The organism is Anaeromassilibacillus sp. 1001302B_160321_C8 (assembly GCF_015554745.1).
Lineage (GTDB): Bacteria > Bacillota > Clostridia > Oscillospirales > Acutalibacteraceae > Anaeromassilibacillus > Anaeromassilibacillus stercoravium.
In genome coordinates this window covers 40114-63640 of record NZ_JADNJD010000014.1, presented here as the reverse complement: position 1 = coordinate 63640, position 23527 = coordinate 40114, and the positions used below count along the sequence as shown (strand labels likewise).

Annotated in this window: 21 protein-coding genes; 13 read left to right on the top strand and 8 right to left on the bottom strand. The window is 57.0% G+C overall.

The genetic code is table 11. The annotated features are described in order from the left end of the window. Nucleotides 1-22: 22 nt before the first annotated feature. The 3 genes from I2E77_RS10090 to I2E77_RS10080 are packed head-to-tail and all read right to left on the bottom strand — an operon-like array spanning nucleotide 23 to nucleotide 2468. Nucleotides 23-217 carry a hypothetical protein gene (locus tag I2E77_RS10090; RefSeq protein ID WP_087231147.1) on the bottom strand — a complete coding sequence of 65 codons (195 nt, stop codon included), beginning with the start codon at nucleotides 215-217 and terminating at the stop codon, nucleotides 23-25. Continuing rightward, entirely contained in the window at nucleotides 214-1344 is a 1131-nt protein-coding gene (locus I2E77_RS10085; protein WP_195451166.1) for an MGDG synthase family glycosyltransferase, read from the bottom strand. The genes I2E77_RS10090 and I2E77_RS10085 overlap by 4 nt, the downstream gene beginning before the upstream one ends. After that, on the bottom strand, nucleotides 1341-2468 hold the full coding sequence (locus I2E77_RS10080) for an MGDG synthase family glycosyltransferase (protein ID WP_087231141.1): 1128 nt from the start codon (nucleotides 2466-2468) through the stop codon (nucleotides 1341-1343). The genes I2E77_RS10085 and I2E77_RS10080 overlap by 4 nt, the downstream gene beginning before the upstream one ends. 408 nt (nucleotides 2469-2876) lie before the next feature. Between I2E77_RS10080 and I2E77_RS14105 the strand changes: the two genes are divergently transcribed. The 4 genes from I2E77_RS14105 (at nucleotide 2877) to I2E77_RS10060 (ending at nucleotide 8178) form a co-directional block, all read left to right on the top strand. Beyond that, the gene (locus I2E77_RS14105; RefSeq protein WP_195451165.1) at nucleotides 2877-4649 is read left to right on the top strand and encodes a VanW family protein; all 1773 of its coding nucleotides are present in this window, start codon (nucleotides 2877-2879) and stop codon (nucleotides 4647-4649) included. Between the two features lie 48 nt (nucleotides 4650-4697). Then, a complete protein-coding gene (locus I2E77_RS10070) occupies nucleotides 4698-5678 on the top strand; it encodes a glycosyltransferase (protein WP_195451164.1) in 981 nt (326 codons plus the stop codon). Between the two features lie 213 nt (nucleotides 5679-5891). Continuing rightward, on the top strand, nucleotides 5892-7808 hold the full coding sequence (locus I2E77_RS10065) for an NAD(+) synthase (RefSeq protein ID WP_207727290.1): 1917 nt from the start codon (nucleotides 5892-5894) through the stop codon (nucleotides 7806-7808). Nucleotides 7809-7833: 25 nt separating this feature from the next. Further along, entirely contained in the window at nucleotides 7834-8178 is a 345-nt protein-coding gene (locus tag I2E77_RS10060) for a TIGR04076 family protein (RefSeq protein ID WP_191395855.1), read from the top strand. Between the two features lie 350 nt (nucleotides 8179-8528). Here the strand turns inward: I2E77_RS10060 and I2E77_RS10055 are convergent, their stop codons facing one another. Further along, the gene (locus tag I2E77_RS10055; RefSeq protein ID WP_243252589.1) at nucleotides 8529-10211 is read right to left on the bottom strand and encodes a S1C family serine protease; all 1683 of its coding nucleotides are present in this window, start codon (nucleotides 10209-10211) and stop codon (nucleotides 8529-8531) included. 418 nt (nucleotides 10212-10629) lie between these two features. Further along, nucleotides 10630-10818: a ribbon-helix-helix domain-containing protein gene (locus I2E77_RS10050; protein WP_087231127.1), complete on the bottom strand. Its 189-nt coding sequence runs from the start codon at nucleotides 10816-10818 to the stop codon at nucleotides 10630-10632. A 111-nt stretch (nucleotides 10819-10929) separates the two neighbouring features. Between I2E77_RS10050 and I2E77_RS10045 the strand changes: the two genes are divergently transcribed. From I2E77_RS10045 to I2E77_RS10015, 7 genes are all read left to right on the top strand, one after another. After that, nucleotides 10930-11223, top strand: a complete 294-nt coding sequence (locus I2E77_RS10045; protein WP_087231124.1) for a DUF6809 family protein — start codon at nucleotides 10930-10932, stop codon at nucleotides 11221-11223. Between the two features lie 155 nt (nucleotides 11224-11378). Further along, nucleotides 11379-11858: an RNA polymerase sigma factor gene (locus tag I2E77_RS10040; protein ID WP_237966906.1), complete on the top strand. Its 480-nt coding sequence runs from the start codon at nucleotides 11379-11381 to the stop codon at nucleotides 11856-11858. Continuing rightward, nucleotides 11855-13444 carry a hypothetical protein gene (locus tag I2E77_RS10035; RefSeq protein ID WP_195451163.1) on the top strand — a complete coding sequence of 530 codons (1590 nt, stop codon included), beginning with the start codon at nucleotides 11855-11857 and terminating at the stop codon, nucleotides 13442-13444. Before I2E77_RS10040 ends, I2E77_RS10035 begins: the two co-directional genes overlap by 4 nt. 13 nt (nucleotides 13445-13457) lie before the next feature. Then, nucleotides 13458-13985 (top strand): cob(I)yrinic acid a,c-diamide adenosyltransferase, encoded by a 528-nt coding sequence (locus tag I2E77_RS10030; protein WP_087231118.1) that lies wholly within the window; start codon nucleotides 13458-13460, stop codon nucleotides 13983-13985. A gap of 25 nt (nucleotides 13986-14010) precedes the next feature. Beyond that, complete coding sequence (locus I2E77_RS10025; RefSeq protein ID WP_195451162.1) at nucleotides 14011-14703, top strand: peptidoglycan recognition protein family protein; 693 nt, start codon at nucleotides 14011-14013, stop codon at nucleotides 14701-14703. A 234-nt stretch (nucleotides 14704-14937) separates the two neighbouring features. Further along, complete coding sequence (locus I2E77_RS10020; RefSeq protein WP_195451161.1) at nucleotides 14938-15468, top strand: RNA polymerase sigma factor; 531 nt, start codon at nucleotides 14938-14940, stop codon at nucleotides 15466-15468. Further along, nucleotides 15461-16597: a hypothetical protein gene (locus tag I2E77_RS10015; protein WP_195451160.1), complete on the top strand. Its 1137-nt coding sequence runs from the start codon at nucleotides 15461-15463 to the stop codon at nucleotides 16595-16597. The genes I2E77_RS10020 and I2E77_RS10015 overlap by 8 nt, the downstream gene beginning before the upstream one ends. A 179-nt stretch (nucleotides 16598-16776) precedes the next feature. On the opposite strand, the gene I2E77_RS10010 is transcribed toward I2E77_RS10015, so the two are convergent. The 3 genes from I2E77_RS10010 to I2E77_RS10000 form a co-directional block, all read right to left on the bottom strand. Beyond that, complete coding sequence (locus I2E77_RS10010; RefSeq protein ID WP_195451159.1) at nucleotides 16777-19026, bottom strand: vitamin B12-dependent ribonucleotide reductase; 2250 nt, start codon at nucleotides 19024-19026, stop codon at nucleotides 16777-16779. A 256-nt stretch (nucleotides 19027-19282) separates the two neighbouring features. Continuing rightward, nucleotides 19283-19870, bottom strand: a complete 588-nt coding sequence (locus tag I2E77_RS10005) for a response regulator (RefSeq protein WP_087231104.1) — start codon at nucleotides 19868-19870, stop codon at nucleotides 19283-19285. Between the two features lie 21 nt (nucleotides 19871-19891). Next, complete coding sequence (locus I2E77_RS10000; protein ID WP_087231101.1) at nucleotides 19892-21295, bottom strand: sensor histidine kinase; 1404 nt, start codon at nucleotides 21293-21295, stop codon at nucleotides 19892-19894. 309 nt (nucleotides 21296-21604) lie between these two features. On the opposite strand from I2E77_RS10000, the gene I2E77_RS09995 reads away from it, so the two are divergent. Then, complete coding sequence (locus I2E77_RS09995; protein ID WP_195451158.1) at nucleotides 21605-22780, top strand: M15 family metallopeptidase; 1176 nt, start codon at nucleotides 21605-21607, stop codon at nucleotides 22778-22780. A gap of 287 nt (nucleotides 22781-23067) precedes the next feature. Next, the gene (locus I2E77_RS09990) at nucleotides 23068-23343 is read left to right on the top strand and encodes a metal-sensing transcriptional repressor (protein ID WP_087231095.1); all 276 of its coding nucleotides are present in this window, start codon (nucleotides 23068-23070) and stop codon (nucleotides 23341-23343) included. Nucleotides 23344-23527: the final 184 nt, after the last annotated feature.

Below are 23527 nucleotides of genomic sequence, written 5' to 3'. Positions count from 1 at the left end.
GGATGGCGTTCCAACCCGTTCCCTATCGTTTTGTGGATGTATCGTTCCCTGTAGCGCGGACGCTTTTATAGATCATGTAGGCAATAAAGGCCAGCAATACCGCGTCCAGGCCGATCATCGGGCCATTCCCGTCCATGATCTCAAACACCATCAGCACCAGGACGGCGATCCCTAAGATGCAGTAGCCCAACAGGCCGATTCGAAATTTTGGTTTCAAGTTGACTCCCTCTTCCCATTCGTTAATTCCTGTAGCAAAGACAGGATGTTTTGACAGCAATCCGATTTATCGAACGCTTTGCACGCGGCGCGCATATCCGCCAAGCGGCGCGGGTCCTGCAAGAGGGACCGCACCATAAACGCACAGCTCGCCCCGCTCTTGAGACGGACGCCCATCCTGTGTGCCTGCAAAAACTGGGCGTTGTCCTCCTCCTGGCCCGGGATCGCGTCGAAGACGGCCATCGGCAGCCCGCTGGCCAGCGCCTCCGAGACGGTCAGCCCGCCGGGCTTGGTGATGAGCAGGTCGGATGCGTGCATATACTTCTGTACCTCGGTGGTAAACTCGACCAGGTGGGTCGGCTTGGAGCTGTTTGGCAGCTCCTTTTGGAACGCCTCGTAAAGCGTTTTATTCTTTCCGGTGATGACGATCACCTGGAACGCCGTGCCCAGCGTCGAAATGTCGCGGTACACGCGGAGGATGTTTTTCACGCCGAAGCTGCCCGCCATAATCAAAACCGTGGGCAGCTCGGGGGATAGGTTCATCCCGCGCAGCAGCGAAGCGCGGTCCTCCTCCTGGTAAAACGCCTCGAAGATTGGAATGCCAAAGGTATGGATTTTTTCCTTGGGCGCGCCCATCCGGACAAATGCATCCCGGAGCCCGTCCTCCGCCACCACATAGGCGTCCACCTCCGGCGCCAGCCACGCCATATGCGGGCCGTAATCCGTCACCACGTTCACCAGCGGGGCGCTGACCAGCCCCTTCTCTTTCAGGCGCGAGACCATCTGCCCGGCAAAATGGTATGTATCCAGGATGACGTCGGGCCGGAACTCCTCGATCAAGGGCAGGAGCTTCCGGGCGAGCATCCCGTTTACCCGCGGCAGCAGGGCGGCGAATTTGGTGTCGCGGTTGGTGCTGCGGTACAGCGTTCCAAAAATCTGCGGGGCATGCTTGGCGGAAAACTTATATCCGTCGCAGCAAAGCGCGTTCACCGCGCGCCCCACATGCCGGAGCGCGTCCTCCACGCGCACCTCTGCGCCCGGCAGGTGCTCGCGGAAATAGGCCTCCATCGCCTGCGCCGCGCGCTTATGGCCACCGCCCGCCGAGGCGTATAGCAACAAGATTCTCATAGCGCTTTCTCCTTTCCTGTGAGCGAGCGGATGAGCCAGAGGATGTTTTCCCCCGATTTGGATTTGTCAAAGCGCTCGCACGAAGAACGCATGTCCTCCAACCGGCGGTTGTCCGCCAAAACAATGCGGATGGTCTTGCCGCAGCTCTCCCCAGCCCGGATGCGCACCGCCATATTGTGGGAGAGCAGGAACTGTGCGTTGTCCTCCTCCTGCCCCGGGATCGCGTCGAACACCGCCAGGGGGATGTCGCACGCCAGCGCCTCGGAAACCGTCAACCCGCCGGGTTTTGTCACCAGCAGGTCCGCGGCGTGCATGTATTTTTCCACCTCATCCGTGAAATAGATCAACTTCGTCCGGCGCTTGCTCTTGGCCAGCTCCACGGCAAACGCCTCATAGAGCTTTTGATTTTTGCCCGTGATCACAATGATCTGAAACACAATGTCCTGCGCCGCGATCTCCCGGTAAATATCCATAATACCCGACACCCCAAAGCTGCCCGCCATGAATAAGATGGTGGGCACGCCCGGTTCCAGCCCCATCTCCTGGAGCAGCGCGGCCTTGTTTTCCTTGCTGAAAAACACATTGTCCACCGGGATGCCGAACGGGTAGATGATGTCCCGTGGGGCGCCCATCTCCACCATCTCGGGGAGCATGTCCTCATTGCTCACCACATAGGCGTCCACCCGCGGCGCAATCCAGGCGCGGTGCGGGCCGTAGTCCGTCATCAGGCAGATCAGCGGCGCCTGCACCAGCCCCTTTTCCTTTAAATGGGAGATCATCTCCGTGGCAAAGGGGTGGGTGGATAGGATCAGATCCGGCTCCTGTTCCCGAAGCATGGGCAGCAGGCGCAGGCCGAGAAGCCCGCTGAAGTGCGTCATCAGCGTGTTGAGCACGCTTTCTTCGTTTGTTGCGCGGTATAGTTGTCCAAAGACCTTTGGCGTTTTGGTCGCCAGGAAGCGGTAACCGTCGCAGCATGTTTTATCCAACAGGGACCCCACGCACTTGAGCGCATCCACCACCTCGACGCGCCAGGACGGTTCATACTCCCGCAGGCATGTCTGTACCGCCCGGGCGGCGCGCAGATGCCCCCCTCCCGTTGCGGCAGATAGAATCAATACCTTCACAAAGACCCTCCTTTGGCATTGGAAAAATCCTTTTTCCGCAAATTTATCCTGCCTTGGACGATTTCGACAACTCTTTTGATTTCATTATTATATCATATATTCAGGGCGATTCAACACGAACCACGAAATCTTCTCCATCCGCTACAAAAGGAGGCATCCTTGGAAAGGGCCGCTTGCAAAAATATCCCGATATCTCTGCGCTACCCCTTAAAAAACAACGATTATGCCCGTAAAAAGGCAAATGGCAAGTAAACCGCCAGGAATTGGCGTGATTAATGATAAAGCTGTAACTTTACTTTTATTCAAAAAAGTTATATCATACTATTAAATCCGCAGGATTGAGTGGCGGCGTATGCAAAAAATAGCGGCGGCCCGCAAGGGCCTGTGATAGAGATAGGGAGGCACCAAATGAGCGGCAAAAGATATTACAGACAGCAAGACAGCGGACGCGATATCTATTCTGGTGCGTCCAAGACAAACCATAAACGGCTATGGATCATCGGGGGCTGTGTTCTGGCAGCCGTCGTGGTGGTCTGTGCAGTCGGCGCCGGCATCAAAATGCTCGGTGACCCACAGGTTTCCTCCGAGGAACCAGGCGTGGAACAAACGGCGGAGCGCACCACTTTCCCGAAAGGGATTGTGGTCGAGGGGATTGACCTCGAGGGCATGACCCTGGAGGAGGCCACCGCTGCGGTCAAGGCCGTGGAACCGTCCTTGAGCACCTGCAACATCACCCTCACCTCCGGCGATAAGAGCTGGACATTGACCAACTCCAATTTTACCTACACATACAATACGGATGAGGTGCTGCAAGAGGCCTTCGAATACGGCAAACAGGCCGACGAAGATCTTCTCTCCTCATTGGAGACGCAGCCCAAAACATATGAGATCACCGCAACGCCCGACACCACCAACCTCAAGGAAACCTTGACCACGCTCACCCAGGAGGTCAACCAGGCGGCAAAGGACGCCACCGTTAAATCGTTCGACGCTGCGAGCGAAACCTTTACGTTTGAAGAGGGGCAGAACGGCGTAACGGTCAATATCGACGAACTTACCCAGCAGGTCGAAGCCCTGCTACAGGAAGGCGGGACCGGCACGGTCGAAGTGCCTGTCACCGAAACAGCATACCAGGTGTCCACAGCAGACCTCAAAGCCAATATGAAAAAGCTGGGTACCTACAGCACCGTGTCCACCAACACCAGCAACGGGAACACCAACATGCGGCTCGCGTTGGAAGCGGTCAACGGCACCTGCATCCCGGCGGGCGGCACCTTTGACTACTGGCAGGTGGTCGGGAATACGACCCCTGAAAAGGGATATAAGCAGGCGAACGCCATCATCAACGGCAAGTTTGTCCCGTCCTATGGCGGCGGCGTCTGCCAGACGAGCACCACCATCTATGGCGCCGCCCTGCGGTCCGCCATGGAGATCGTGCAGCGCTCCTCCCACTCGATCAAGGCGACGTATTGCCCCATTGGGCAGGATGCGGCGGTCAGCTATCCGGATTTAAACTTCTCGTTTAAAAACCCCACAAATTACCCTGTGTATATTTCCGCGGGCATGAGCGGAAAAACATTGACCGTCACCATGTATGGGTATCAATCTCCGGACTATGATACCATTGAGATTACCTCCCAGTTGACGGAAACCATCCAGCCCGATTCCACGCCAAAGTACACTGTGGACAATTCCATGGCAAAAGGAACGATGCACTACGACGCCGCACCGCGGGAAGGATACCGCGCCAGCGCACAGCGCATTTATTACAAAAACGGCCAGGTGGTAAAGACCGAAAAACTTCCGAATTCGTATTACCGCCCTGCGCCGGCCTATTATTCCATCGGGCCGGACACCGACCCGGCAACGGCCGTCCTGGTGGATTATACCGGCAAGCCGGTCAACGGCACGGCTTCCAACAGCGAGACGCCATCTTCGTCAACGCCGGAAACCACCACGCCGCCTGCTTCCTCCACGCCGGAGACCACCACACCGCCTGCGACCAACAGCGAACCGGAAACCACTACGCCGCCCACAACGGAGCAGCCGGCAGATTCCTCTTCGGAACAGCCGCCCGCCACAACGGATGGGACGGTGGTCCCCACCGTGCCGGACAGCGGCGCCGAAACCTCGGCCGATGTGCAGCCGGACCCGGAAGCGCCCATCACACCCGTCGGCTAATCCCGTACGGGGTAACCTGAAATCAAAGAAAGGAGGCCTGTCTGAAAGATGGAAGCAAAAGCGCCCACGGTCAGCATCATCATCCCTGTTTATAACGTGGAGAAATTTTTGCGCAAATGCCTTACCAGCCTTGTAAAACAGACCTTTCAGGATCGGGAGATTATCGCTGTCAACGATGGTTCCACCGATCACTCCCTGGATATTCTGCGTGAATTTGAGCAAAAATATGATTTTATCACCGTAATCGATCAGAAAAACCGCGGCATGTCCAAAGCGCGCAACCGCGGCTTGAGCCTCGCCCGCGGGGAATATATCTGTTTTATCGACAGCGACGATTACGTTGCGCCCAACTTCTTGGAGCGTTTGTACAACGCCTGTGTGGAGAACGACGCACAGATTTCCTGCTGTTACTATTATTATCTCTTTCCAAACTCCGGCTTTACCTTTGAATACCCGTTCCGGTGCAGCGGGGTATTGACCCGCGAAGAAGCGATGAACAAGCTTTTGCGCGATATGCAGATCCAAAGCCTGGTATGGAACAAAATGTACAAGCGTTCCCTGTTTACCGATTACAACATCCAGTTTCCAAGCATCGCGTTTGAAGACATGGCGACCGCAAACCGCGTGTTTGCCCATGCAGAGCGCATCGCCATCCTGGATGAACCCCTCTATTATTATGTACAGCGCAGCGGCAGCACCTTGGCCACCATCAACGCCAGCAAGATCAACGATTTTATCCGCGCCGTTGCGATGGTGCGCGTGTCACTGGAAAAGAGCGGCCAGTTCTGCCAATACCGCAAAAGCTATCTTGCGCTCACGCGAAAAACCGCGCTTTGCTGTTACTGGTACGTACTCCGCATGCACAACGAAAAGAAATCCATGCGCGGCTGTTTAACCAACATGCGCCGGATTAACCGTGCGATGCGGCATTATACGGCGGAATCATTCGACCCGCTGTCCCCGCAGTTGCCGGATGTAGTGTGTGCGCCGACGGACAAGAAATTGGAAAAAGACTATTCCATCCGTTGACACGGACGTCAACCGGCGATGCAGAAAGCTGCATCGCCCTTTTTTCTTGTTCCGTGTTTGGGAACCGGTTCCTGCAAAGAAATTGGGAACTCTCCCGCCAATATCCCTGGAATCCTACGGCTCCCCCTCCCGCACGCAGCATATAGGAAAAATACCCGGAGCGGAGGGCTAAGCGATTTCATTTCGAAAAGTAGCAAGGAAAGGATGTCGACCATGAAAAATGACGGGTTTCTTCGGATCGCCGCCGCCACCCCGCACATTCGCGTGGCAGATTGCGTCTCCAACAAAGCGGCCATCTCCGCATTGCTGCGCGCTGCCAACGAGCAGGGCGTCAGCGCCATTGTGTTCCCGGAGCTCTGCTTGACAGGCTATACCTGCGGCGATCTCTTCCACGATACGACGCTGTTGCAAGCGGCGGAACGCGCGCTTCAGGAACTCATAGAGGAAAGCGCTTCGTACCATCTTCTGGCCGTTGTGGGCCTTCCCGCCGCGTTTGGCGCGTCGCTTTACAATGTGGCCGCCGTATTCTGCCGGGGAAAGCTGTTGGGCCTCACGGCCAAAAGCCATATTCCAAACTACAGCGAATTCTATGAGGCGCGCCATTTTTCGCCCGCACCGGACACGCCTATCCCGGTCACATTCTGTGGGCAGGAGACCTTGCTCGGGCGTGAACGGATCTATTCTTGCGCGGATGCGCCGGAGTTCACCGTGGGCGTGGAGATCTGCGAGGATCTCTGGGTCCCGGAGCCGCCCTCCAGCCGCATGGCCCAATGCGGGGCGACAGTGCTCCTGAACCCCTCCGCCAGCGACGAAGTAATCGGCAAGGCGAATTACCGCCGCAGCCTGGTCCGCGACCAATCGGCGCGGCTCTTCTGCGCCTATGCCTATGCGGATGCCGGGGAGGGAGAATCCTCCACCGACCTGGTCTTTGCCGGGCACGATTTGCTCGCAGAGAACGGCGCGATCCTGGCGGAAAGCCAGCCCTTTACCACCGGGCTGGTCACCGCAGAGGTCGATTTGCAGCGCCTGGTGCAGGAGCGCCGCCGCGCAAACACCTGGGCGGACCGCTTCGGCGGCCCGGCGCCCATCCCCTTCTCCCTATCCCTTCCGGAGCTGACCCTGACGCGCCCGTTTGCGCGCCTCCCCTTTGTGCCCCAGGATGCGCAGGACCTTTCCGGCCGCTGCGAGATGATCCTGCATCTCCAGGCATCCGGATTAAAGACCCGCTTAGCCCACACCGGCGTCCAACATGCCGTGGTGGGGCTCTCCGGGGGGTTGGATTCCACCCTGGCGCTGCTGGTGACCGTGCGCGCATTCGACGCGCTTTCCCTGCCCCGCAAGGGCATTTTGGCTGTGACCATGCCCGGATTCGGCACCACCGGCCGCACCAAGGGCAACGCGGAAAAGCTGGCCGAGCTTCTGGGGGTCGATTTTTGCACCGTGCCGATCGGCGACGCGGTGAGCGGCCATTTCCAGGACATTGGCCACGATCCCACGGTACACGACGTGACGTATGAAAACGCCCAGGCGCGCGAGCGCACCCAAATCTTGATGGACCTGGCCAATCAGAACGGCGGCTTGGTCATCGGGACCGGGGACCTCTCCGAGCTGGCGCTCGGCTGGGCGACCTACAACGGCGATCACATGTCCATGTATGCGGTCAACGCCTCCGTGCCCAAAACCCTGGTGCGCCACCTGGTCCACTATGCCGCCCAGCAGTCCGGCGGCGCGCTCTGCGAAGTGCTGGAAGACATCCTGGACACCCCGGTCAGCCCCGAGCTTTTGCCGCCCGTGGACGGCGTGATCTCGCAGAAGACGGAAAGCCTGGTCGGCCCGTACGAGCTGCACGACTTCTTCCTCTATCACATGCTTCGCTTTGGTTTCCCTCCGTCAAAGATTTACCGGATGGCGCTGCGCACCTTTTCGGGCACTTATGACGCCGCCACCATCTATAAATGGCTATACACTTTCTACCGGCGCTTCTTTGCGCAGCAGTTTAAGCGGTCCTGCTTGCCGGACGGCCCCAAGGTCGGCACGGTCGCGCTCTCTCCGCGCGGCGACTGGCGGATGCCCAGCGACGCCAGCGCACGCCTATGGTTGGAAGAGCTGGAAGCCCTTTCCGCTGAATAGAAAAATATTTGTAGGGGGAGCTTGCATGAAAAAAGTTCGAATCACGGTCTTAAAAACAACGCTGGATGAAGAACTCTCCAGGGAGTACGGCGTTGAGGGGCTGACCGCATGCCCCATGATGAAGGCCGGGCAAGTGTTCTATGCGGACCACGCAAAGCCGGAAGGGTTCTGCGACGAGGCTTGGAAAGCGATCTATCAGTATGTGTTCGCCCTGGCCCACGGCGCAGAAAACGGGCTCTTCTACTACGGAGATTGGATCCGCAAGCCGGGCGTGGCGATTTGCAGCTGCAACGACGGCCTGCGTCCGGTCATTTTCAAGCTGGAAGCGACCGACGAGGAAGCCGTCATCAACTATACGCCTGTGCGGTAACGGGAAAGCACCCTCCTGGATTTCTCTGGCCGGATTCCGATTTTGCCGGGATGCCAAGCGGGTTGTGCTCCGTAAACCGGGTCCGTATTAAAATTTTAGAAAAACGACTCTCTTAGATGGCCGCTGGCCATCTAAGAGAGTCGTTTTTGTTTCACTGTTTCTGGCCTCTTTGATGGAATGTAAATATTTCCCGCAAATTCAGCCACAAGCCCCCGGCGTTAACGGTCTGCCAACCGCCATGCAGTGTAATGCTATAATAAATCCACAAAACCGAAAGGGGCGGAGCCTTTCGGCCCCGCCCCTCCCGGTTTGGATAAGGAAGAATTTATGAAAAAGAGTCTTGTAATCGATTATTGGCCGCTGGCCTGTACCAGCGTTACATCCGCAGTGAATGTGCGTCCTGTCAGATCGTTGACCACGGTCAAGGTCACCGTGTCGCCCGGCTTCAACTTGCTCACATAAGAAGTGATGGTACTGCTGCTTGTGATGTTCGTATCATCGATCTTTGTGATGATGCATCCCTGGGTAATGCCCGCGTTCGAAACGGATTCATTGCTGATGGACGCTACATACATGCCGGAGGTCAGGCCATAAAAACGGGCGGACATGCTGTCCAAATACTGGCCGGTGATGCCGAGCACCGCTCTGTCTTTCACATAGCCGTATTCCTTCAAATTGCTGATAACGGACTGTGCATCGTCAATCGGGATTGCAAAGCCCAACCCTTCGTAGCCTTCCGCCACGATTTTGCTGGAGTTGATACCAACCACCTGGCCATACATGTTGACCAGTGCGCCGCCGGAGTTGCCGGGGTTAATGGCGGTATCGGTCTGGATGCAATCCATCGTGTAGCCGGTTTCACTGTTGGTAATCTGGCGGTTCAGGGCGGAAACGATGCCCTGCGTCACGCTGGAACTCAGTTCCAAGCCGCCCGGGTTGCCGATTGCCATGACGCTGTCGCCAACCTCCAAATCGCCGGAGGAACCAAATTCTGCGGCTTGCAGACCAGTTGCATCGATCTTAATGACGGCCAAATCGGTGATGCTGTCGCTGCCAACCAGCTGCGCCTCATAGCTTGTGCCGTCCGACAAAATCACTTTCAGGGAAGAGGCACCCTCCACCACGTGGGCGTTGGTGATGATATAGCCATCGCTTGTCGCAATGATGCCGGAACCCTCGCTCACCGGAGAGACTTCATCGCCCGCGTCACCGCTCTGCGCCCCTCCACCGAAGAAGAACATCGAATTATTGTTGCTTCTCTGATAATTCTGGATGCATACCACAGACGGGATGACCTTCTTTGCCACCTCTTGGGGAGTCAGTTCACCGGATACTGTGCTGGCCGGCTGATTGTTATCCACCAGTTTGTTGATGGTAAACGCCGGTTCTGTGGAGTTCCCAGAGTTATTGACGGAGATATAACCATTGTTAATCAGGGCGACAAAGCCGCCGATGGAGCCGACGGAAACCATCAAGCACGCCATCACGCCGGCTACAACCTTCAGGGCTGTCTTTTTGCCTTTGGACATCGGCTTCTTTTCTTTTTTCGGCTTTTGCGGCTTCTGGGCTGCCTGTGCGTATGGGTTCTGATAGCTGTGGTAATAGTCGCCCTGCCACATTACCTGGCTTTGGTGCTCGCTGTAATCGCTTTGTCCATTGGCGCTGCCGGAATACCCACCGTAAGGAGAGTAGGATGGATTCCCCTGCGATTGGTGGTATGCGTTGTACGGCTGCTGGCCATAGGGATTGGCTTGATAATGGGAATAGCTGTTTGTAGGATTGGTGTAAGCGGACGTATAAGACGGCGCCTGTGTTTGTTCGGCATGTGCTTCATTGGAAGCTTGTTCCTCTGGAACGGTATTTGTAGTTTCAGCAGAACCATTCTCTGTCGCTTCATAGGGTTCCTTGCTGGATCCCTCTGTATTTTCAAAATTTGCCTGTTCTACGGAAGCAGCGTCCGTCTCCGGATGCATTTCCTGCGTGTTGTTGTGTTCTTCGTTCAAAGTATTGTCCATTTCATTCGGATTATACATAAAATCATTTCCTTTCCAAGAAATCCTCTATATCAATGGATGGTTGTCTGTTTCATCCCTTGGGTTCCTTCCGTCCCCCTCGGTGTGATTTTATTATGCCAGTGCAATGTGACCGCTGTGTGAAGACTATTTTATGTTTTCCTGATAACTTGCAAAAGAATCCCTGTATTCCATGCGCGAATATCCTTTTCTGGTTTTGCTAAGCGTATTCTCCCGTTCCAGAGCTTGTTTTTTAGCTGGAAACGCACACCAGCCGGGCACGAATCCGTGCCCGGCTGGTTCTTCTGCCGCCCCTTTTCAGGAACGCACTATATGCGATTGCCGTTTTCCAAGAAGAAAAATCCCTCGTATTCGCAGCCAAGTGCGTCGGCAATTTCCCTGCATTCCTTTTCTGAAAAGGATCTTGCTTTCACTTATGTTACAGGTTTCTTCTCAGATTGTCTTCTATCTCATAGGAAACGCCGTTCTTCTTCAAAAAATCTTCGATCGCTTCATCCAGTAATTTTGAAAGGGGAATCCGTGTCTCAATGGAATACTTGCGGATCGCTCTATATAGCCCCTTATCCACCGAAGAGGATAGGCGTTCCCGATATTTTAAATCACCCATCTCACCGCTCCTTTCTCTCTTTCTTTATTATATTGCCTGATGGACTTGCATACAACTCACATAAGCTTTATAATATTATTAAGCTTAATAAGCTAGAAAGGAGCATCCACCATGAAAACCATCCTGCAAGACCTCTATTATGGGAATCTCAATCCCAGCGGAAAGGCGTTCCTCCCGGACTCGCCCTATGGCCGTCTGGTCAACGATCTCACCGAGACGGAGGAAAAACTTCTGCCCCTGCTCACCAGCGCGGAAAAGCAGCTCTATGCCGCCCTGGTCCAGCACAACCTGGATATCCAGTCCCTCTCCTGCGAGGAATCCTTCATCGACGGAGTCCGCCTGGGGGCGCGCTTGATCCTGGAAATTTTTTCAGAGGCGGACGGTTGCCTGCGTGCCCTTGTATAAACCGCCTCTTTCTTTTATAATAGAGACAATTGCATGGACTTCCCTGGGGCCTACCGCCCTTTGGGAAGAATTTCAGCTACCGGCGGAATTTGTCAACCCTTGAAAAGTTTCGGCCGTGTAGTTTGTATTATTACTAGAGGAGAGGAGGACGCGAGGTGGAACAGAAGGAGCAGGCGGAATTCACCGAACTGCTGCAAAAATATTCTTCTATGGTACTGCGCATCGCTTTCTCCAATGTAAAAAACCTACAGGACGCCCAGGACATTGCGCAGGAGGTTTTTATCAGCGTGCTTACAAAGCGTCCGCAGTTTGACAGCGAAGAGCACGAAAAAGCGTGGTTGATCCGTGTTACCATCAACCGCTGCAAGAACCATGTCAAAAGCTTTTGGAACCGCCACACCGAAGGGCTCTCGGAAGACCTCAGCTATCTGCCCGAGGAGGAAACCGGCGTTATGCAGGCGGTCCTGGCTTTGCCACAAAATTATCGAAATGTGATTCATCTTCACTATTATGAAGGCTACAGCATCAATGAAATCGCAGAACTTCTACATAAAAAGCCCGCCACGGTGGGCACCTGGCTGGCGCGCGGGCGCGCCGCTTTAAAAAAGAGTTTGAAAGGAGGGTTTGACGAATGAAACAGGACGAAGGCCGTGGGCCGCAGGAAAACACCGAACTCTATCGCGCCGCCATGAACCACCTCCGGCTTCCGGAGGACTTCGAGCAGCGCACGCTGGAACTGGCGAAAAAACGCATGGAACAGGCGCAGGAAAAGCAGGCTGTGAAAGACGTCTGGCGCGCAAAGCCCTTTTACCGCCGTCCGGCGGCGCAGGTCTGTTTCGCCCTGCTGCTCCTGCTGGTGGTCGGCGTATTCCCTGTTTTGTATTTGACACAGCCCTCCTTATCCACAAAGAGCAACGATACCGCTGCGGTCATGCAATATGATGAGGCGGGCGGGAACGGCGGGCTAGACGGTGGGGCAGAAGCCGGCGAAGCAGAACCCGAGGCGGGGGAACCGGAAGCAGCCCTTACCGCCGGGAACCCCGCAGAGGACCGCATGGATGAAGGCTGCATTCCGGAGGCTGCCTCCCTGGGCGGGGCGGCGGATGGCGAAGTGGAAGAGCAGGCGTCCATTTCCAGCCAGGACGCTGCCGTAGAAAAGCAAGTCCAGGACACCGCCTCAAGCGGGGCCGTGCCGCCGGACACCGGCACCCCCACAGCGAATTCCTCCTGCGCCCCGCAGGTTTTCCAGGAGGAGAACCCCATGCCGGTACAGGAAGGGGCCGGCGGCAGCGAGGCCATGGATCAATCGCCAACCCCCGGCGTGATGCTCCGCTCCACCCTGGAGGATGCCGGGCAGGCGCTGTTCTCTGCGGACGGCGGGACGCTGTACTTTCAGCCGGATCCCTCCAGCGAAAACGGCGGGAAACTGATGGTCTGGGACGGAACCACCCTGTCCGACACAGGGGTTTCAAACGCCGACAGCCTGCTTGCTGCCAACGGCGGATATTCTTACACGTCGGAGAATAAACTGTATCATGGAACCTCCCTGGTGCGCGATTTCTCCGGGGAGGCGCTTCTCGGCACATCCTCCTTTACGCTGCGCGTGTTCGGCGCGGACAGCGGGTATCTCTATCTGTTCGCCAACGGCAGCGATGCTTCTTATGCCATCCTGCGCGTAACGCCGGATGGAACAACCGAGCAGATTTTGTTTACCGCCACCGGAGGTTCTACCGGCGGCAAGATTACCCAGGCCCTTCTCGCGGAGAACGGGGTCATCTACTTCTCCACGGAAGACGGCTTCTATGCGCTGCCCGCGTCCGGCGGCCAGCCGCGCCGCCTCACCGCCAACTACACATCCGTCCCGTTTTATCTCTGGGAGGGCGAGCTGTTCTTCATAGACGCCCAATCGAATCTCTGTGCTGTGCAGACAAACGGGGGCGGCGCCAGGAAGCTGGTGGACGGCCGCGTCCTCTACCAACCGGCTGTGTCCGGCGGGATCGTCTACTACACATTGGCGGCCTCCGACGCTTCCGCGTCAAACGCGATCTATGCGTTTGACCTGTCCACCGGGGACAACCGGCTTGTCCTGACCAATACCGCTGGCGGGGCGGACGATTTCTGCCAGCTTTTGCCCGCGCCGGACGGCCTGTTCCTGGCCAAAGCATCCGGGGAAATCTTCCATTTCCAGTCCGAGACGGGGGCTCTTACAAAAATTTCCTAAGCGGGAGGTCTGTATGGAAAAAGGGTTGATTCACATTTACTGCGGCGATGGGAAGGGAAAAACCACCGCCGCAGTCGGCCTATGTGCACGGGCCTGCGGTTGCGGCCAAAGGGTGCTCCTCGCCCAGTTCTTAAAGGACGATTCCTCCGGCGAGCTCTCTTCCCTTCGCCTGCTCCCCGGGTTTTCGTTGATCCCTGCCCCGAAGGTGGTCAAATTTACGTTTCAGATGAACGAAGCGGAGCGGCAGGAGGCCGCGCAGCGAAGCGCGCAGATGCTGGCGCAGGCGCGCCGGGCGGCCGAGGCCGGGGAATGCGACCTTCTGGTGCTGGACGAGTGCTTTGGGGCGCTCTCCACAGGCATGCTGGATACGGAGGCGCTGCTCGACTTCGTGGAGCACAAACCGCCCCATCTGGAATTGGTCCTGACCGGCCGCAACCCGCCGGAGGAATTCCTGGCCCTCGCGGATTACGTTTCGGAGATCCGCAAGGTAAAGCATCCCTACGACGTTGGAGTTGCCGCGCGGCGGGGGATTGAGTATTAATTTACAAAATAAGGGAAGCCCTTTTATGGGCCATTGGGAGAGCGAATACAGTATGCAAACCGATCTACGGGGTGCTGCATGGCGCAGATGGGCCATCGCAGTACCCATCCTTGTTTTTGTTGTGGTCGTGGCGGCCTTCCTGGTGGTGACGGTTGTGAACAGCCACCAGCCGGAGCCGCAGGAGAGCGTCTACCCGGAGGAGATCTTTGGCATCCCCGTCCACACGGAGTTGCTCCCGGAGACCTTGCCCGCCCGCCCCGGGGAACGGCGCACCATCAAATATGTGGTAATCCATGAGACGGGCAACACCGCCGAAGGTTCCGACGCCGCGGGCCACAGCGCCTATCTGTTGAGCGGGAAGAGCGGCGACACCTCCTGGCATTATACCGTGGACGACCACCAGATTTATCACCACATCCCGGACGATGAAATCGCCTGGCATGCGGGGGACCGGCGCACGCGCGACGGCGGCAATCTCTGCGGCATCGGCGTGGAACTCTGCGTCAACGAGGACGGCGACTTCGAAAAAACCTTTGACAACGCGGCGCGGCTGACCGCCTACCTGCTCGATACATACGGCCTCCAGCTTGGCGACGTCAAACAGCACGCGGACTTTATGGACAAAAATTGCCCCCAAACCATCCGGGACAACAACCGGTGGCCGGAATTTCTTGAAAAGGTCCACGAATACAAAAACCTCATTCCCTCTGAGGAATAAATTTCCCGCAGGTACGGCCTTCAATAGCCGTATCCGCGGGATTTTTGTATATTTGCAGCCCGTCCTAGGTGGCCGCTGCCATTCCCATGGGGCGCTTTCCTACAAACGCCAGGCCCGCTGCGGAATCCGCAAAATTTTTGCAAAATTTGAACCGCCCCCTTCCCCGTGACCATATAGGGAGTGAAGGGACTCTCCCCTGAAAATCCTCTCGTTCGAACAAAGGATGACGCAACATTGAATATACAGGAATTGAACGAACTCATTCGCCTGCATGGCGCAGCCGTCTACAGCTTTTGCTGCCGGTTGGCCGCCAACCGGCCCGACGCGGAAGATCTCTACCAGGAGACCTTTCTGAAGGCCACTGAACTGTGCCGCAAAATTGACCGGTACGACAATCCAAAGGCCTTTTTGCTCGCGATCGCCCTCCGCCTATGGAAGGACAAGCGGCGGAAATTTGCCCGGCGGCAGCGCATCGCCCCCATGGAATCCCTGCCGGAGGACGGCCTGCAAGGGCGTTTCGCCGGGGCCAAAGAGGACCAGCCGGAAGAGATCGCCATCGCCCGCGAACAAGCGGAAATGGTCCGGCGGGCCGTAGAAGCGTTGGACGACGCGCACCGGGTCCCGCTGTATCTCTACTATACGGCGGAGCTGCCCCTCGAGGAGATCGCCTCGTTGCTGAAGCTTCCCAAGGGGACGGTCAAAAGCCGGTTATACCATGCACGCAAAGCAATCCTGAAACGTTTGGAGGCTGCCGATCATGAATGAATCCGATCTGAACCGCCTGCTGCAGCAGGCGCTCGCGCCAAAAGAGTTCCCTTCTGACCAATTGAACCAAACCATCCGAAACCGTGTACAGGAGGAACAGACTATGAAACGGTTTTCCAAAAAGCGGCCGCTGGCGGCCGCGCTTGTTGCGGCGTTGGTCCTCGCCCTGTCCATCACCGGCTTTGCATCCTGGCGGTTCCTATCCGCTGGGGAGGCCGCCGAACACTCCGGCATGTCCGGCCTCGCCCGTGCCTTTGAAAGCGGGGATGCGGTCTCCGTGAATCAAACCGTCGCTTCCGGCAACTATACCTTTTCGTTCTTGGGCATCGCCTCGGGAGAAAACTTGAGCGGCTTCCAATCGGATTCCCAAGTGAACCCCAAGCGCACCTATGCGGTCCTGGCCATCGCCAAAACGGACGGGACAGCCATGGCAGCGGACGGCTCGGAGTCGTTCTTTGTTTCGCCCTTAATCAAGGGGCAAAAGCCCTGGCAGGTGAACATCACCACCATGAACGGCGGTTACACGGAATTTGCCGAAGACGGCGTCCTTTACCGCCTGATCGAATGCGACGACATCGAGATGTTCGCGGACCGCGGGCTATACCTCTGCGTGAGCACCAGCGATTTTTACGACAAAAACGCCTTTACCTACGACGAGGAAACCGGGGAGATCACGACCAACCCGGATTACAGCGGCGCTTGCGCCCTGTTCGACCTGCCGCTCGACCCAGCGAAGGCGGACCGCGCCGAGGCGGACGCCTACCTGGAAACCCTTCTGGAACCGTGGGAGGACGATTCCCAGGAATCCAGTGCGGCAACCGGCACGGGCGATTGGGCGGATGCAATCGCCAACGGGACGGTCGTACCGGGCTCGGAACAGGCGGTCACCTACGACGAGGACGGGATGGCCCACTATTCCTTCGGCGGCTACAGCGAGACCTTTGACCCGGAGCTCTTGTTGGGGGACGGTTCGCTCGGCCCCTCCAGCTGCGCCTCCTTGACCGAGGATTCCGATGGGAACCCCTTGGCCATCTGTTATTACCGCAATGAACAAGGCGTTGTCATGGGAAAGGCCGTCCGTTTGCAGGAATTCCCCTCGCTGTTAAAGGAAGCCCAAGCGGAAGAATAGCGGCCCTTTCTTCCGGCGGACGCATCCCGGGACGGGCTCCATCCGCCTGAAAATAGCCCCGCCCTTCGGAATTTTTTTCATACCGATCCCCCAAAATAGCGCAGCAGGCCCATTCCGGAAACAAACGCCGGAACGGGCCTGCTGCTATATTTTATAGAATGTTTGTCGATAATCCCTGGTCAGGAGCAATGGGAATACCCGCACTGGCGGCAGGTGACGCAGCCGCCCTCGTGCTCCAGCTTTGCGCCGCACTCCGGACAGAAGTGCATCCGGCCGGCGATGTCCACCGTGCCGCGCGGCTTCGGGGCCGGGGGCGCGAATTCCTTCCAGTGCCCCTGCTCCACCTGCTGGTTCCAGACTTTTTCGATCACGCGCGCAATTGCGTCCGGGCAGGACGTGCACTTGAGCCCCGGCTGCCGGATGGTGGACGGGCAGCGGATGCCGCGCAGCTGGTTGACGATCGTCTTGACGTCGATGCCGCTGCGCAGGGAGATCGAAACCAGGCGCGCGGTCGCTTCGCTCTGGGACGGGCATCCGCCCGCCTTGCCGGTGTTCGTGAAGACCTCGCAGATGCCCTTGTCGTCGTAGTTGACCGTGACATAGAGGTTCCCGCAGCCGATCTGCATGCGCTCGGTCACGCCCTGCACCAGGTCCGGGCGGGGACGCGGGACAATGGGCGCGGCTGCGCCGTCCTGCGGCTCCTTCCCCTCGCCCTCCTTGTTGACCTTGCCGATGTTGAGCACCTGCTCGCTGCGGCTGCCGTCGCGGTAGATCGTCACGCCCTTGCAGCCCAGATGGAACGCCAGGCTGTACACCTCCGCGACCTCCTCCCGCGTTGCATCGTGGCGGAAATTGACCGTCTTGGAGACCGCATTGTCCGTGCCGCGCTGGAAGGCCGCCTGCATCCGGATGTGATCCTCCGGGCTGATGTCGTGCGCCGAGACAAACACCCGGCGCAGGTCCTCCGGAAGCTCCTCGATGTGGGCGATGGTGCCCTCCTTGGCGATCCGCCGCATCAGCCCTTCGGAGTACAGGCCGCGCTTTTCCAATTCCTCCCGGAGGATGGGGTTGACCTCGACCATCTCGGTCCCGTCCATGATGTTGCGGATAAACACATAGCCGAACACCGGCTCCACGCCGGAAGAGCACCCCGCGATGATCGAGAGGGTGCCGGTGGGCGCAATCGTGCTGATCGTCCCGTTGCGCTGCGGCGTATCCTGCGGCAAAATGCTCTCTTCAAACAGCGGGAACGCGCCGCGCTGTACCGCGAGGGCCGCGCTCTCTTCGCGGCCGCAGGCGGTGATAAATTTCATCACCTTTTCCCCGAGCGCCACCGCCTCCTGGGAGTTGTACGGGATGCCCATCCGCAGCAGGCTGTCCGCCCAGCCCATCACGCCCAAGCCGATCTTCCGGGTCTGCTTGGTCACGCGGTCGATGTTCTCGAGCGGGTACTTGTTCGCGTCGATCACATTGTCCAGGAAATGGACCGCGTCCTTCGCGGTGCGCTCCAGTTTCTTCCAGTCAAAGGAATAGACGCCGTCCTCTTCCTTGAGCATCTTTGTCAGGTTGATCGACCCCAGGTTGCACGATTCATACGGCAGCAGCGGCTGCTCCCCGCAGGGGTTTGTGGATTCGATCTCCCCCTGGGAGGGGACGATGTTGTCGCGGTTCAGGCGGTCCAGGAAGATGATCCCCGGTTCGCCGTTGCGCCACGCCGCGTCCACGATGCGCTCAAACACATCCCGCGCGCGCAGCTTCTGCACCACTTTCCGGGTGTGCGGGTCAACCAGCTCATAATCCCCGCCGGACTCCACCGCATTCATAAATTTCTCTGTGAGGCCTACGGAAATATTGAAGTTGTTGATCTCGGAATTGTTGCTCTTGCAGTCGATGAACTCCAAAATATCCGGATGATCCACGCGCAAAATGCCCATATTGGCGCCGCGGCGCGTCCCGCCCTGCTTGACCGCCTCTGTCGCCATGTTGAACACCTTCATAAAGCTGATCGGGCCGGAGGCCACGCCGCCCGTGGAGTTGACCGTGCTCCCCTTCTGGCGCAGGCGGGAAAACGAAAAGCCCGTCCCGCCGCCGCTCTTGTGGATCAGGGCCGCCTGCTTGATCGCTTCGAAGATCTCGTCCATGCTGTCCTCCACCGGCAGCACAAAGCACGCGGAGAGCTGGCCGAGCGGCCTGCCCGCGTTCATCAGCGTCGGGGAATTCGGCAGGAATTCCAGGTTGGTCATCATATCGTAAAAGGTCTTCTTGGTCCGCTCCACGTCGGCGTTTTTGTCGTGCAGCAGGTCGGAGGCCGCAATCGCCCCCGCCACGCGCTGGAACATGCCGTCCACACTCTCAATCGCCTTCCCGTCCGCATCCTTGATTAAATAGCGCTTCTCCAAAACCAGCCGCGCATTTTTCGAAACTCCCATGAACGTTCCTCCTATATTGATTTCTATGGTTGCGGGCCCGTCCCCTTTTTGGCGCCCGCGTCTTCCATCCATTCCAGGCATCTCCCATGCCGCATACCATATATTGTACCACAGGATCGACTGTTGTCAATCAGTGGGGGCATCATTTGCTTTGCATTCCAAACTTGTTTTTTCTCCCTCTGCCCGGCGCGCCTTGCGCCCCATAAGGCGCAAAAACGTCCGTGCGCCGTAAATGGGCCGCGGACGTTTTATCATTCTATACCTGCATCCCGTGAAAAAGGTGCTCCAACTCTTTTTGGCTTTTTAATCCCAGCTTTTTGAGAAGTGCGGTCTTCTGGTTCGCAATGGTCTTTTGGGAGGACTGCAAGTGGACGTCCCTCCCCAGCATCATCAGGCAGACCGATTGCTCCGCTGGCGAAAGGTCGGCCAAAATCAGGGAAGCAATCAGATACTCCTGCGGCGTCGGGCCCTCCGCCGTCTGCCGCACAGTCTCTGTCAGGATACTAAACTGACTTTTAAACACATAGGACGAAGCAAACGAACGCTTACAGGCGTCGATCACAATGGACTGCGCTTCAAAGGCAGTCACAAGGATCACCTTCGCGCGCGTATACAGGCGGATTTTGCGCGCCGCTTCGATGCCGTCCAATTCCTCTAAGGAGAGGTTTAAATCCATCAACACAATGTCTGGGTCGAGCCTTTGGGCCAGATACACCGCCTCCTCGCCGCTGGCCGTACTCCCCAAGATCCGCATGTCGGGTTCCCGGCCCAATGTGTCGCCGATCAAAAAGCAAAAATCGTCGTCGTCCTCAACCACCAGGACGCCGATTGTTCCGTCCTTCACCCCAATCCTCCTTCTCAACCTTTATTCCCCTGGGAAACGCAGTACAAACGTTGTCCCGCGCGTTTCGTTCTGCCGGGCTTGGATGCTGCCCCCGTGCTTGCGCATCACATTCCGGCAGTAATAGAGCCCCAGCCCGATGTGATGGCCGTTGGTTTTGGTCGTGTAATACGGGCTAAACAGCTGCCCCAAATGTTCCTTTGCGATGCCGTCCCCGGTATCGGACACGCAGATCTGATACCCACGGCCTGTGGGCTTCCCCTCCACGGTGATGCTGCCTTGCCCGCGCATGGCCTCCCCAGCGTTGTTCAACAGGTTGTTGAGCACCTCCGTCAGATGCGCCCGGTCACAGAACAATTCGTCCCCCTCCCCACAGCGGACCTCCACCTGGACCCCCGGAGAGAGCTTCCGGTAATCCGCTGCACAGGCCTCCAAAAGCGGGGCTATTTGCAGCACCTGCCGGTTCAGGACGATGTCTTTGGAATAGTGGAGCGCTTTGCCGGACAGCTCCTTCAAGCGCGTGGTCGACCGCAGGATGATGTCGGCATAATCCGCTGCTTCCTCCGGCGCGGACTGTTGGATATTTTGGGCGCACCATTCGATTTTGACCACTTCATTCTTCAGCATATGCCGTAAGAACTGCGCGCTTTGGTTCACCAATTTGCCGTCCTGATTCCATTCATACGATTCATGTTGGAAGCGCGCACCCATAAATCCGCCTTTGAAGGCATTGTATAAATAGAAGATAATCAGGAACAGGATAATCGGCAAGTTTCCCTGCCACGCCTTAAAAAGGCCCTTCAGGTCCAACAGGTGAATCAGGAATGCGCTGATTAATTGATACCAGATCGGCACCAAGACCAGGATGGCCACCATCTTTTTCTGCCGGTATACGGCTGTCCGCCGCTCCCGCCAAAGCGTTCCGAGCAGCAAAACCGTCAGCAGGACCCCGTAAAGCCAGTTGTAGAGGGCTGCACAAAGATAGTACGTCCGGTCGTACAGCTGGTAGTAGCGGGTTTCCAGATAGGGATAAAAGACGCCAAACAGCAGCGCCGGCACAAAGACCCCTATGCGCGCCCAACGGAAAAGCTTTGGGCGGCGCTCATCCATACGGCTGAAATAGAAGCCAAACACCAGGGCGGCGGGCATGGCGAAATAGTACAACACCGCCGTGAGCACAGAATAAATATCCAGGGAGAGCTCCTCGGTCATCCATCCGGGCCACGCCTGCATGACCGCTGGGAACAGCGTAAAATAGAGGTACTCTTTGAATACGCCCATGCTGAAGCACATCCCGCTGATAAAGCACCAACGGTTCAGCCGGTTGTGCCGGTTCCCAAGATAGACCAGGAAAAACAGCACCCAAATCAGGAGGGTGAACAACAATAAAAATTCCCCCGGCAGCCCTTTTGAAGTCCCAATCAACATCGCCTTCCACCCTCAAGCACTTTTCTTTCATTATACACGTTTTTTGGGGCGCTGGGGGAAGCGCTTCCAAAAAAAAGGGCCCGATATTCCCAAAGTTTTTAGGAAGACAGTCACAGCAAACTATGCTATAATGAAACCGTCAATTTTCAATCGGGATCACCTGATTTCGAGAAAAGCCACGGCATTTTTTCTGCAAATGTTGGAAAATTATTCACATATTTTCGGTTGAAATTTTGGCCACTGTCCGGTATTATAGATTTCATATGGAATGGTTTCTGAGTGAAAGGGTAGAAAGGTGAAAGAACGGTTATGAAAAACAAGTGGATTCTTCTTCCTGTGGCAGCTGCTTTATTGCTCACCTCCTGTCAAAGCGCCAGCGGTGCGGCGGTCTACCGCAACAATCCGCTCGAGCTCGCGCAAAGGGTGGGACAAACCGTGCAGAAATCCACCGAAATTCACTTATCCGCTGATTTTGCGGAACCCACGCCGCAGGAATCGCTTTCTGCTTGCCTACACTATATTGCGGCCAATCAAGAGCGCTATTTGAGCTACCAGTCCGCACACCCGGAGATGTCCCCCTGGGACGTTGTCACCTATGTGAACATCGGCCTGGACCATCCGTTTTACACCAACATTCAGACCGTCAGCGACCCTGCCGGCCTGTTGGCGCTTTGCAACAAATATTGGAAACTTCCGGACGGCTATGAACCTTCCGATTTGCGCCCGCTTTCGTCCCGGGTTGCTGTGGGTGTCTCCAATCAAATGCGTTCCGAGGCGGCCGGCGCCTTTGAACAGCTCTGTGCGGATGCGAAAAAAGAGGGATACACCATCCTGGCGCAATCCGCCTACCGCAGCTATGCCCGGCAGAAATCCCTCTATTCTCAATACGCCGCCCAGGACGGGACGGAGGGCGCAGACGTCTACAGCTCGCGCGCCGGCCATTCGGACCACCAAACGGGCCTGGTGGTGGACGTCAAAAACGCCTCGCTCCCCTACAACCGCTTTGGCGAGACGGCGGAGTACCAATGGGCGAAGGACAATATCTATAAATACGGGTTTATCATCCACTATCCTGAGGGGAAACAGGCGATCACCGGCTATAAGACGGAGGAATGGCACTGGCGCTATGTGGGGAAAAAGGCGGCGGCGGAAATCCACAGCCTTGGCCTCACCCTGGACGAATACTGCGCGATCTTCCTGGCCAACCCGGGCAGCGGCGTCCCTTCCTTAACCTCCGACACGCCGGATACGCTCTCCCTTGCGCAGGGAAGCTCGTATACCTTTGCGTTCCAGCCATCCGGAGCCCTCGCCGTGCCCACCTTTACCACCGGCGACGGGACCATTCTTTCCACCGCCGGACTGCGGTTCCGCAGCGGCACGTATCTGCTCTCGGTGCAGGGGCTGGCCCCGGGAAGCACCAACCTCTATGCGACCTTTGATGGACAAGCCCCCATCCGGCTTTGTTCCGTCACCGTCGAAGGATGATCTATCGGGCAGTCTGTACCAGCGCTGTCCGTGCCTTTTTCGGCGCTATGCAAGTTTCAGCCACCGTTTTCTATGATTTCCTCGGACCGTATGGCGGCCATCGCCCCATGCGGTCCGTTCTGTTTTGCGCAAAGCGCAGTGCAACCAAAAAGATTGCGCACGGCAGCCGGCCGGTCGTAAATTGCCCCGCGCCTGCGCCAGTCCATCCGGCACAGCGGCCCTTGACAAACACAAACTTTTCGCGAATAATAGATTCATATCCCTAAGTTGCACAGGAGGCGTGAAGGATGAGACAATGTATGGACGCGGATAATTTGCACCGCCGTTTGAAAAAGATCATCGGCCAGGTGCAGGCCATCGATCGGATGGTCGACGAAGACGTGCCCTGCGAGGACGTTCTTTCCCAGATCAATGCTGCAAAATCAGCGCTGCACAAGGTCGGCCAGGTTGTTTTGGAGGGCCATATCCAGCACTGTGTACGCGATGGGATCGAACACGGGGACGCAGACAAGACCATCGAGAACTTTACAAAAGCGGTTGAACGCTTTTCCAACATGACATGATTTTGCACACCGGCTGTACAAAACGGCCGGTGCTTTTTATTTCCATGCTCTGGATTTGGAAAATATCCCCCGCTTCTTTTGCATGCCCCTCACAAAACGCCCTATAAAGATTACGCTCTATTTTCATTTCTTACCCCCACTATAAGATTTCTGTGCCCTTCTGGTAATCATCCATTTGCCCAAT

What these genes read in the sequence shown, in the direction of transcription:
- I2E77_RS10025 (WP_195451162.1), top strand. Translation starts at nt 14,011, where the DNA reads ATGGGCCATTGGGAGAGCGAATACAGTATGCAAACCGATCTACGGGGT.
- I2E77_RS10065 (WP_207727290.1), top strand. Translation starts at nt 5,892, where the DNA reads ATGAAAAATGACGGGTTTCTTCGGATCGCCGCCGCCACCCCGCACATT.
- I2E77_RS10070 (WP_195451164.1), top strand. Translation starts at nt 4,698, where the DNA reads ATGGAAGCAAAAGCGCCCACGGTCAGCATCATCATCCCTGTTTATAAC.
- I2E77_RS10015 (WP_195451160.1), top strand. Translation starts at nt 15,461, where the DNA reads ATGAATGAATCCGATCTGAACCGCCTGCTGCAGCAGGCGCTCGCGCCA.
- I2E77_RS09995 (WP_195451158.1), top strand. Translation starts at nt 21,605, where the DNA reads ATGAAAAACAAGTGGATTCTTCTTCCTGTGGCAGCTGCTTTATTGCTC.
- I2E77_RS10050 (WP_087231127.1), bottom strand. Translation starts at nt 10,818, where the DNA reads ATGGGTGATTTAAAATATCGGGAACGCCTATCCTCTTCGGTGGATAAG.
- I2E77_RS10030 (WP_087231118.1), top strand. Translation starts at nt 13,458, where the DNA reads ATGGAAAAAGGGTTGATTCACATTTACTGCGGCGATGGGAAGGGAAAA.
- I2E77_RS10000 (WP_087231101.1), bottom strand. Translation starts at nt 21,295, where the DNA reads ATGTTGATTGGGACTTCAAAAGGGCTGCCGGGGGAATTTTTATTGTTG.
- I2E77_RS10035 (WP_195451163.1), top strand. Translation starts at nt 11,855, where the DNA reads ATGAAACAGGACGAAGGCCGTGGGCCGCAGGAAAACACCGAACTCTAT.
- I2E77_RS10060 (WP_191395855.1), top strand. Translation starts at nt 7,834, where the DNA reads ATGAAAAAAGTTCGAATCACGGTCTTAAAAACAACGCTGGATGAAGAA.
- I2E77_RS09990 (WP_087231095.1), top strand. Translation starts at nt 23,068, where the DNA reads ATGAGACAATGTATGGACGCGGATAATTTGCACCGCCGTTTGAAAAAG.
- I2E77_RS14105 (WP_195451165.1), top strand. Translation starts at nt 2,877, where the DNA reads ATGAGCGGCAAAAGATATTACAGACAGCAAGACAGCGGACGCGATATC.
- I2E77_RS10085 (WP_195451166.1), bottom strand. Translation starts at nt 1,344, where the DNA reads ATGAGAATCTTGTTGCTATACGCCTCGGCGGGCGGTGGCCATAAGCGC.
- I2E77_RS10045 (WP_087231124.1), top strand. Translation starts at nt 10,930, where the DNA reads ATGAAAACCATCCTGCAAGACCTCTATTATGGGAATCTCAATCCCAGC.
- I2E77_RS10010 (WP_195451159.1), bottom strand. Translation starts at nt 19,026, where the DNA reads ATGGGAGTTTCGAAAAATGCGCGGCTGGTTTTGGAGAAGCGCTATTTA.
- I2E77_RS10055 (WP_243252589.1), bottom strand. Translation starts at nt 10,211, where the DNA reads ATGTATAATCCGAATGAAATGGACAATACTTTGAACGAAGAACACAAC.